Annotated in this window: 6 protein-coding genes; 5 read left to right on the top strand and 1 reads right to left on the bottom strand. The window is 64.7% G+C overall.

The features are described from left to right. Positions 1 to 388, top strand: a 388-nt coding sequence (locus tag ACE3S9_RS15980) for a disulfide bond formation protein B (protein WP_374547469.1), incomplete at its 5' end; no start/stop codon positions are given. Here the strand turns inward: ACE3S9_RS15980 and ACE3S9_RS15975 are convergent. Then, complete coding sequence (locus ACE3S9_RS15975; RefSeq protein WP_374547468.1) at positions 385 to 1260, bottom strand: methyltransferase domain-containing protein; 876 nt, start codon at positions 1258 to 1260, stop codon at positions 385 to 387. The two genes, ACE3S9_RS15980 and ACE3S9_RS15975, sit on opposite strands and share 4 nt — an antisense overlap. A gap of 72 nt (positions 1261 to 1332) precedes the next feature. On the opposite strand from ACE3S9_RS15975, the gene ACE3S9_RS15970 reads away from it, so the two are divergent. The 4 genes from ACE3S9_RS15970 to ACE3S9_RS15955 form a co-directional block, all read left to right on the top strand. Next, entirely contained in the window at positions 1333 to 2136 is an 804-nt protein-coding gene (locus ACE3S9_RS15970) for a ComF family protein (protein WP_374547467.1), read from the top strand. 44 nt (positions 2137 to 2180) lie between these two features. Beyond that, complete coding sequence (grxC, locus tag ACE3S9_RS15965; protein ID WP_374547466.1) at positions 2181 to 2438, top strand: glutaredoxin 3; 258 nt, start codon at positions 2181 to 2183, stop codon at positions 2436 to 2438. Positions 2439 to 2448: 10 nt separating this feature from the next. Continuing rightward, the gene (locus ACE3S9_RS15960; protein ID WP_374547465.1) at positions 2449 to 2919 is read left to right on the top strand and encodes a DUF1178 family protein; all 471 of its coding nucleotides are present in this window, start codon (positions 2449 to 2451) and stop codon (positions 2917 to 2919) included. A gap of 447 nt (positions 2920 to 3366) precedes the next feature. Next, positions 3367 to 4117 (top strand): VanZ family protein (locus ACE3S9_RS15955; RefSeq protein ID WP_374547464.1); only part of this gene is annotated, 751 nt, incomplete at its 3' end.

The following is a 4117-nucleotide window of genomic DNA, read 5'->3' as shown; positions in this document are numbered from 1 at the left end:
ACTCTGTCTGAAACAACGCTATCCTTATTACGCGGCGCTGCCGCTCGCGGCGGCGGCGATTTTTCTCGCCCGCAACGCGCCGCCGCGCGCCGCCAAGATCGTGCTCGGCCTGCTGGCCGCGATGTTCCTCGTCAGCGCGGGCGCCGGCCTCTATCACGCCGGCGTCGAGTGGAAATGGTGGCCGGGGCCGACCGATTGCACCGGCGAATTCGTCAAACCGGCCTCGATGGACGCGTTTCGCCAGCAATTGCAGAATGTCCATCTGATCCGCTGCGACGACGTGCAATTGCGCATTCTCGGCCTGTCGCTGGCCGGCTGGAACGTGCTGGTTTCGGCGGGCCTCGCCCTGGCCGCCTTATTTGGCGCGACCGCGCCTAGAAAAGCCTAATCCCCGCTTCTGTCGCCAAGAACGGCGCGCAGCGACGTCTGGGCGGAGCCCGGCGCCAGCGGCTTCTGCTGGCTTTCATGCGGCGCCCAGCCCGACACCCAGATGATTTCAAAGCTCGCGCGCACGCGGCCGTCGGGATCGGAGAATTTTTCCGCATAAAGCGCGGCGGCGCGCAGGAGGACGGCGCGGCGCAACGGCCGCCGAGCGCCGGCGACCAGCATATTGGCGGCGCCCATGGCCCGGAGATCGCGCAGCAGGCCGAACAGGTCGCCATAACGAACCGTGAAGGCGTCGCAATCGGTGACCGGCAAAGCGAGGCCTGCGCGCTGCAGCAGGCCGCCGAGATCGCGCAGATCGGCGAAGGGCGCGACGCGCGGGCTGGCGCCGCCTTCGATCTCCTCCTGCGCCTGAGCGAGGCAGATCCGCAATTCCGCCAGCGATTGGCCGCCGATCAAGGCGGCCAGAAACAGCCCGTCCGGCGCTAGAGCGCGGCGGGCCTGGGCGAAAACGCCGGGCAGATCGTTGGCGAATTGCAGGGCGAGCGCGCTGACGATCAGATCGAAACTATGCGGCGCGAAAGGCAGCGCCTCCTCATCGGCGACGACGTGGAGCGCGACGCCGTCGAGCGCCGCCGCAACCGGCGCGGCGCGAACAACCTGCCTGCCAGGCGCGGCCAAAGCCGCGGCTATGGCGGGATGCGACGAACCAAGATCGAGCGCGCGCGGAAAAGGCCGGCTGATGGTCGAAAGCCGGAAGGCGAGATCCTCGGCCGCGCGCGCGATCAGGAAATCGCAGGGCTTTTCGGCGCGCAGGGCGCGCGACAGGCGCTTGCGCCACAGGGCGCGATCGAAAATGAGCGGCGGCTTGGACACGCGCCCCTTATGCGCCCTGAGGCCGCGCGCGTCAAAGTTTTGCGCGCGGCCGGAACGCGCTAAACTCGAACGATGCTGCGGTTCGATCCCTTTCCCGCCGAGACGCCGCTCTGGCTCCGCAATGGCGCGCGCGCTCTGAAAAGAGCGGGCGGTTTGGCGCTCGATCTGCTCTATCCGCCGTCCTGCCTCGCCTGCCGCCGCGCCATTTCGCAACAGGGTGGCCTCTGCCCGGCGTGCTGGACAGCCATGCGCTTCATCGAACGTCCCTATTGCGAGAGACTCGGCACGCCGTTCGAAATCGATCTCGCCCCGGGCGAAAGCGGGCGGATGGTTTCGCCGGCCGCGCTGGCCGATCCGCCGGTGTTCCGCCGCGCCCGCGCTGTGGCGCGCTATGAGGAGGGGCCGGCGCGCCAATTGGTCCATCGCCTAAAATATGGCGACCGGGGCGAGTTGGCCGGGCCAATGGGACGCTGGATGGCCCGCGCCGGCGAGGAATTGCTGCGCGAGGCGGATCTTCTCGTCCCCATTCCGCTGCATTGGACCCGCCTCGCGCGACGGCGCTTCAACCAGTCCGCCGCATTGGCGCTAGCCATTTCGGGCGTTTCGGCCGTGCCGGCCGATATGGACTTGCTGACGCGCGTGAAGCCGACGCCGCCGCAGGTGGGGCTCACCCGCCGCCAGCGCGCCCAGAATATTCAGGGCGCTTTCGTGGTCGCGCCGGCGCGACGGATCGAGGCGGAAGGGCGCCGGATCGTGCTGGTCGACGACGTCATGACGTCGGGCGCAACCTTGAACGCCGCAGCGCGCGTATTGCTGCGGGCGGGGGCGCAAAGCGTCGATGCGCTGGTTTTCGCCCGAGTTATAACGGATTCGTGAAGGTTTTCATTGCTCCGGCGGCGCGTCCGAACTAGAACGTCTCGATGCCGAAGATCGTGATCTATACCAAGGCGACCTGCCCCTATTGCATCCGCGCGAAAATGCTGCTGACGGAAAAGGGCGCCAATTTCGAGGAAGTTCCGGTGGATTTCGACGCTCCCCGCCGCAACGAAATGATCGCGCGCGCGCAAGGCCGCTCCACCGTGCCGCAAATTTTCATCGGCGAGCGCCATATCGGCGGCTGCGACGACCTGTTCGCGCTCGATTACGCGGGCCAGCTCGACTCGCTGCTCGCGGCTTGAGGGAAAAGCCATGATCCGCTTCAGCCTCGTCTGCGAAAACAGCCACGAATTCGAAAGCTGGTTCGCCAGCAATGATTCCTATGATTTCCAGATCGACAACAATCTGGTCTGCTGCCCGCAGTGCAACGCCACCAAGGTCAGCAAGGCGGTGATGGCGCCAGCGGTCGCGCGCAAGGACCGCCCGAAGGCCGCGCCCGCCAAAGCCAGGGACGGGGCGAAACAGGCCGCCAAGCAGAGCGTGGCTTTGCTCGGCGCGGCCGATCGCGAGCTGCGCGACATGGCGCGCGAGCTTCACGCCAAGATCGTGGCCGCCACGGTCGATGTCGGCGCCGAATTCCCTCAGGAAGCGCGCCGGATTCATGACGGCGATGCGCCGGAGCGGCCGATCCGGGGGCAGGCCTCGATCGAGGAAGCCCGCGCCTTGCTCGATGACGGCGTCTCCGTCCTGCCCATGCCGGTGCTGCCCGAAGATCGGGGCTGAGCGAGGGCGGGCGTTTGGCCCGGAAACAACTTCGAGATGACGATTGACCGCGTGATCGCGCTTTCCTCTCGTCTTTGGCCGCGAACCGCAAGTTGTCCTGGCCTTGCAATCATTTGCGCGACGCCAGATGTCGCGCATTTGTGATCAATGGCGCTCCAAGTCGCATCGTTTTTTCTCACGTGAAATTTTGAGCGCCGTGGTACGCTCGCGTCGATAGCACAAAGTCATTGCTCTCTATTTGATTGGCTGGGGATGGTTCGTCATGCGGCGCGAACCTTTTTCCTTTCTTCGGGCATCCTTCAACCTCGAGCGGCGCGGCGTGATGCGCGCCGGGACGCCCGCCTCGCTGTTTGCGGAGGGCCGCATCTGGGGAAAACGCTCAAACCCTTGAGAAAGCCCAAAAAATTACGCCAATGAGGGACATGTCGGGCGTTTGCGGGTATTCTCATGCGAGTCGGCCGCGACCGCGCGTCGGCATGGGCATTGAAATCGTATCGCGAGCTTGTGCTGTGTCGTCAAAGGCCCAGCATGTTTGGCAGGAAGCAATTTGTTATGACGCTTGTCCCCGCCATTTTTCGGGTAACGGGGCTCACCGCCGTCCTGGCCTTAGCCGTTTGGCTCCTGGCTCCCTATCGCGGACAGCTCCGCTTTGACCCGCCCGTCGAGAGTTTTATCGCCTATTTTGTGACCGCATCCGCCCTCACATTCGGGTTTCGATCCCGAGTCTCCCCGGTTGTCATCGCTCTCAGCGTGATTCTGTTGGGAGTGGTCATCGAGATCCTGCAGCTTTGGGTGCCCGGGCGCGACGCGGAAATCAAAGACGCGATCATCAGTGGTCTGGGTGGTTTTTTGGGCGCTTTCTTGAGTTCGGCCCTATGCGGCGCCTCCTCCCAAATTCGTCTGTTCCCGCCTGCTTATAAAAACCCCGCTCTGTTGCGCGACGCTTCCCCATTTTCCGGCTTGCCCCTGCACTGGCGAGTCGGCCCCACGCCGTTCACCTACCAGCCGAGCCCAGCGAGCTGCTCGCCGCCTCTTTTCCCGACCGACATTCGGATCTTTCACACTTTCGGTGACGTCGAGGACATATGGCGGCAAGCCCAGGAGAATTGCGCGTGCTACGGCTTTCAGACGTTCGAATGGCTCTCCACGTGGCAAGCGACGATTGGCGATGCGGAAGGAATCAAGCCTCATATCGTTC

This window comes from Rhodoblastus sp. (genome assembly GCF_041915505.1).
Taxonomy (GTDB): Bacteria; Pseudomonadota; Alphaproteobacteria; order Rhizobiales; family Beijerinckiaceae; genus Rhodoblastus.
This window is presented reverse-complemented; position numbering and strand designations above follow the sequence as displayed.